The 4,822-nt window shown below is 39.2% G+C and carries 4 protein-coding genes; 2 read left to right on the top strand and 2 right to left on the bottom strand.

The features are described from left to right. A partial coding sequence (locus tag Q1553_RS07155; protein WP_300842858.1) for a radical SAM protein occupies positions 1-740 on the bottom strand: 740 nt, incomplete at its 3' end. Positions 741-857: 117 nt separating this feature from the next. Between Q1553_RS07155 and Q1553_RS07150 the strand changes: the two genes are divergently transcribed. Both Q1553_RS07150 and flhB read left to right on the top strand, forming a co-directional pair. Continuing rightward, entirely contained in the window at positions 858-1,523 is a 666-nt protein-coding gene (locus Q1553_RS07150; protein ID WP_299383851.1) for a molybdenum cofactor guanylyltransferase, read from the top strand. 12 nt (positions 1,524-1,535) lie between these two features. Then, on the top strand, positions 1,536-2,600 hold the full coding sequence (flhB, locus tag Q1553_RS07145) for a flagellar biosynthesis protein FlhB (protein WP_115551948.1): 1,065 nt from the start codon (positions 1,536-1,538) through the stop codon (positions 2,598-2,600). A gap of 329 nt (positions 2,601-2,929) precedes the next feature. Here the strand turns inward: flhB and Q1553_RS07140 are convergent, their stop codons facing one another. After that, the gene (locus tag Q1553_RS07140) at positions 2,930-4,453 is read right to left on the bottom strand and encodes a YifB family Mg chelatase-like AAA ATPase (protein ID WP_115551946.1); all 1,524 of its coding nucleotides are present in this window, start codon (positions 4,451-4,453) and stop codon (positions 2,930-2,932) included. Positions 4,454-4,822 lie beyond the last annotated feature (369 nt).

Raw genomic sequence — 4,822 nt, 5'->3', positions numbered from 1 at the left:
CGATTTAGCTCCACTCCTAAGTTTGCTTTGATTTCTTGTTGTGGAATCTTAAAAAGTGTCGCAGGTCCAATGACTTCTTTTTCAAATAGCCGCGTGGGATATTTTGTTTGAATGTTTGCTAAAATTTCGGCAAGTTTTAATCCCATAATTCCTTCTTTAGCGTGGGAATTTTCCATATATTCAATGAATCGCACCATTATGCCACGTTTCATACCATATTCCAAGATAGAGAGAATCTCGTCCGTATTGATTCCTTTGAGTGGAACCATATTAAGCTTGATTTTAAGTCCGACTTGATGTGCTACTTCAATGCCATTGAGGATTTTTTCTAATCCGTCGCGTTTGGAGATACAAAGGATTCTATCTTTTTGCAAGGAATCTAGGGAAATATTAATGCGCTTCAATCCCGCATCTTTGAGTGGTTTGGCAAGTGGAGCAAGCAAAAAGGCATTGGTGGTTAGTGCAATATCAATTTGTGGCGCAAAGTCGCAGATTTGTGCAATAAATGGAACGATTTTGGAACGCAAAAGCGGTTCTCCGCCTGTGATTCGGATTTTTTTAACTCCTTGTATAATGGCTACCTTGATGAAGTTTAACACAGATTCTAGCGGTACATCTTCGTTTTCATCGCCTAAATTCATCGGCGTGTTTGGCATACAATAAGCGCAACGAAAATTGCATCGTTCGGTTACGCTGATTCGCATATAATCAATGGTTCTTCCAAAACCATCTACTAGCACATTTACTCCTTGCGCATTTAAAGTTTAGAATCCTACCAAAAGTGCAGGAAAAAAGCTATAATTTTGCCAAAACTTCAAATAGGATTTTTAGGTTTTGTATATTTTGGGGGTTGCTAAATGAGATTTTCAATACCTTGTGTCCTTTTGTGCGGTGGCAGAAGCACAAGAATGGGGCAGTTAAAGCAAGATTTGCTAATAGGCAATGCGAATGTTTCAAAAAAGCAGGAGACTTTGGCAAACTTTCAAGCAAGACATTTACAACAATGGTTTTTGAGTTTGTATTTTTCTGCCAAATTTGAGATTCCAAATACCTTTGGAATCGCTACAATTTTAGATTTATCCTTGAATGCGGATAATGCGGGAAAGGATTTCAATCAAAAAATCCATTTAGCAGACGCAAGAGATTGGCACAAGATTCCTAAAAGCAAGTTTGCACCTATCTTTGGTTTGCAGAGTATTTTGGAGTTTTTGCAATGTGATGTGTTTGTGATAAGCATTGATACGCCCTTTTTGGATTGCGATTCCATTGCAATGCTTTGGCGAGCTTACACAAAAAATCCCAAACCAACTTTTGCTAAAAATACAAAAATACACCCTTTGCTTGGTATTTATACATTAGAATCTCTTGCAAAGATTAAAGCGCAAATTGCGAAAGGAGATTACAAACTTATGAGACTTTTGGAAAATATTAATGCGCAATTTGTGGAGATAGATGAGGACAAAACACTAAATCTTAACACGTTAGAGGATTATCAAAAGGCGTGCAAACAAATGGAATCTTAACAAGGAGGCTAAATGGCAGATGAACAAGAAAAGACCGAAGCCCCCTCCGCGCGCAAGATTGAAAAGGCGCGCGAAGAGGGAAATGTCCTAAAAAGTCCTGATGTTAATGCCTTTTTGGGATTAACTATGGGATTGGTGTTAATCTTTTTGTGCTTTAGCTTCTGGGTGCAGGGTGTGAGCAATGTGTTTGAGCAAATCTATCAGCAATTTTCCCAAGATTTGACGCGAAAGAATGCAATATCTATCGCAATTTCTTTGATTTTTCAGATTCTCTTTCTAGTTGCGCCAATTTTTGGAGCATTAATGCTTATCGGAGTGATTGCCAATGTCGCACAAAGTGGATTTTTGCTAACCGCAAAGGCAATTCAGCCAAAATTGCAAAAGCTAAATTTTATTAGTGGAATGAAGAACCTTGTCTCTCTTAAAAAACTTCTTGATGGATTCTTGATTACTTTTAAGGTAATGACTGCCTTTATTATCGCGTTTTTTGTGTTTATTGGTTTTATGCACGAGCTAACCACCGTTGCGCTGTTTCCTATTGGCGACCAAATGCTGTGGTTTCGTGATAAAGCAATCATTTTGATTGGAATCCTGCTTGCGTTTTTTATGGTGATGGCGAGCGTGGATTATCTGATTAAACGTTATCAGTATTTTAAGTCTTTGCGTATGAGTAAGCAAGAGGTGAAAGATGAGTTTAAGAATATGGAGGGAGACCAACAAATTAAGGGCAAGATTCGCTCCCTTATGTTTCAAGCAGCGCGCAAGCGAATGATGCAGAATCTCCCTAGTGCTGATGTCGTAGTAACAAACCCTACACATTATGCAGTTGCGTTGCGCTATGATAGCGAAAAAGATCGCGCACCGCGTGTGCTAGCCAAAGGTGCAGATTTCTTAGCCCAGCGCATTAAAGAAGTCGCAAAGGAATATGAAATCCCAATCATAGAAAATCCCCCTTTAGCGCGTGCTTTGTATAAAGATGTAGATTTGGATATGGAGATTCCAGAGACATTGTATCAAGCAATGGTAGAAGTGCTAATCAAAGTCCAAAAAATCAATGATGAGCGCAGAAAAAAGTAAGTTAAACTTTCCTCAAAATCTAAAAGACTCCACAGAGAGTTTAGAATCTATGTGCCAGAAAAGCTTTTTAAAGGCAATGCAGATAGCGCGTCAAATTTTTTGCAAGAAAGTAAAAAAATCAATGCTTCGCGTAAAAATTCTACTAAAATATAACGATAAAGTGGAGTCTCGTCTTTGAGATTCTAAAAACTTATCCTCGCGTCCTTACAAGCGTAGTGAAGCAATCCATAATCAAGCATACTCAAAAGATTTCGTTGTAAAGATTCCTATATGCAAGATTATAGATTGCTACGATTCCTTACAGAATCTCGCAATGACAAGGCAGATAATCATATTTTGCGGAAGCTTAGAGATTCTAACAAATGTTCTTTTTGAATCTTTGCAGAGGAGTCTAAATCCGCAATCGTGCGCGCTACACGCAAGATTTTATCGCGTCCGCGCTTGGAGATTCCGAATTTTTCGCAAGCAATTTCTAGTGTTTCTTTTGTTTTAGAATCTAACACGCAATATTTTTCTAATTCTGCGCCTTGTAAGCGGGAGTTAAGGCAAGTTTGTCCGCGCTGTTTTTGGAACAAAAAGGCTTGTAAAATGAAATCTTGCAAGGTAAGAGAATTCACTCTATGTGCGCTTTGTTTGCCCTCTTGCATTTGCACAAATAAATCCAATCTATCCCAAAATGGCTCGGAAATTTTGGTTTTATAGGCGTTAATTTCTTTTTGGTTGCAGCGGCACTCCTTGCTAAGGCTTAAGAGATTGCCACAAGGGCAAGGATTCATCGCACCAATAAACATAAAATTTGTAGGACAAGTGATTTTTGCCTGCAAGCGCGAAATAGTAAAATAATGATTTTGCAATGGCTCGCGCAAGGATTCCAAAACGCTTTTTGGAAAGTGGGGTAACTCGTCTAAAAACAAAACTCCAAGATGTGCCATACCAATTTCACCCGGCTTGATATTTTGCCCCACGGCACTTCCCAAAATAGCAGCTTTGGTTGCGCTATTGTGTGGATTACGAAAGGGTCTATGCGGAGAGATTTCAAGTGTGTTGGCAGCCATTTGCAAGATTTCATAGAGCCTCAAAGGCGGCAAAATATAAGGAATCCTTGTAGCAATCATACTTTTGCCACTCCCGGCACTGCCTTCAAGCAAGAGATTGTGGAATCCACAAGCTGCGATGAGTGCGGCGCGTTTGGCGCGTTCCTGTCCAATAATATCATAAAAATCAAGTGGAAATTCTTGTGTGTAATAATATTTTTCTCCCGCAATTTCTTGATGCAAAAAAGGTAAGTCGCAAGAGTGCGATTCTAAAGGCGGTAAGTTTTGTAAAGTTGCAATGGCGTCTTGGAGGCAATCTACATAATAGGCTTTAAGGTTTGGAAGCTTGGAATAAAATTCTTGTGCAACTTTGGGCAATAAAAAGAGGGAATTGGATTGCTTGCTTAACAGAGAAAAAAGTAGAGGATAGATAGAGGGGCTATCCTTGATACGCCCATCTAACCCAAGTTCTCCAAAGGCAAAGATTTTTGGGGGTTTGGAATCTGTATTTTGTTGCGTGATTTCGTTGAGGTCGCAAGTGCCATTGAGTGCGATAAGCAAGGCAATAGGCAAGTCATAAAAACTTCCTTGCTTTGGGATATCCGATGGAGAAAGATTAACATTGATTTTGAGCGGAGGAAATTTAAAGTTGTTTGCGAGCAAAGAGGACTGCACGCGTTGTTTGGATTCTTGAATCGCATTACCCGCAAGCCCTGTAATGCTAAAAGAGGGCAATGCACGCGTAAAGCTTACTTCTACTTCCACGATTTTTGCTTCAAGTCCTACTTGTGCCGCGCAATAGAGTAGGTTTAATCCCATTATTTTTCCTTGTTTTTAGGTTTCAGTGTATCGGAAGTTTGTAAGAATTGCAAACAAAAGAATCGGATTTTGCAAAATTATTGTTTGACTGGATAAAATAGTAACATAGTTGTTGTGAAATGTAGCTTTTTAGTTTTTGCGATTGTATTGTAAAAATTTCTGTGAGATTCTATTTTCACGAGATTGTAGATTGCCAAGAACGCTACGCATTCTCACAATGACGCAGGGTAGAATCGCAAATGCACGCCACAAAAACCTTTAGGTTTTTGTAAGGAAGCGGTGAAAGAATTGCGTTGCAGTTCTCGCAAGGATAAAGTGTGTGCTACAACTTCTATGAAGTCTCGCGAGGACACACAACAACAAATGATT

The organism is Helicobacter sp. UBA3407, assembly GCF_949747025.1.
Taxonomy (GTDB): domain Bacteria; phylum Campylobacterota; class Campylobacteria; order Campylobacterales; family Helicobacteraceae; genus Helicobacter_D; species Helicobacter_D ganmani.
This window is presented reverse-complemented; position numbering and strand designations above follow the sequence as displayed.

Coding starts and splice junctions, on each gene's coding strand:
- Q1553_RS07150 (WP_299383851.1), top strand. CDS start 858: ATGAGATTTTCAATACCTTGTGTCCTTTTGTGCGGTGGCAGAAGCACA.
- flhB (WP_115551948.1), top strand. CDS start 1,536: ATGGCAGATGAACAAGAAAAGACCGAAGCCCCCTCCGCGCGCAAGATT.
- Q1553_RS07140 (WP_115551946.1), bottom strand. CDS start 4,453: ATGGGATTAAACCTACTCTATTGCGCGGCACAAGTAGGACTTGAAGCA.